Below are 512 nucleotides of genomic sequence, written 5' to 3'. Positions count from 1 at the left end.
CGCAGACAAACGCCAGATCCAGGCGAATCTATACATCAGACAGGAAAAGCTTGATGAGGCGGCCCGTCTGATGGAGCGGACGCTGCTGATGCGGCTGAATGAGCTTATGGGTGTCCTCTTAAGCCTGGCAGAAATCGCAGTGAAAGAGGGCCGTCCGGGTGATGCCACAGACATAGGAGAGCGCTGGAAGGTGGTGGCGGAGCAGATGGGGCTGTGGAACTATAACGGCCTGGTAATTGCGCTGCAGGCCGCTCTCGATCAGGAAGACACGGAGCAGAGCCTCCGGCTGATCAAGGAGTTACTGAAGGCCGCCGAAGGGCCGTGGGAGGTGAATCACTCCCCGCTGTTTTGCCATATCCCGGTTTATGGGGCACCGGAAACTTATACAAAGCAGATAATTCCGCCGATTTTATATGAGTTTGAGAACAGTGAGAAATGCAGCTTTCTTCAGGATAACCGGGAATTTAAGCAGCTGATCGAACAGTACCGGAAGCAGATGAAAGATTTTTAAA

General features: G+C 52.9%; 1 protein-coding gene. It reads left to right on the top strand.

The genetic code is table 11. The features are described from left to right. A partial coding sequence (locus NE664_13265; GenBank protein ID MCQ4727601.1) for a transcriptional regulator occupies positions 1-511 on the top strand: 511 nt, incomplete at its 5' end. Position 512 lies beyond the last annotated feature (1 nt).

This window comes from Anaerotignum faecicola (assembly GCA_024460105.1).
GTDB lineage: Bacteria > Bacillota > Clostridia > Lachnospirales > Anaerotignaceae > JANFXS01.
Note: the sequence above shows the minus strand (reverse complement) of the source record. Positions and strands in the feature narration are given on the sequence as shown.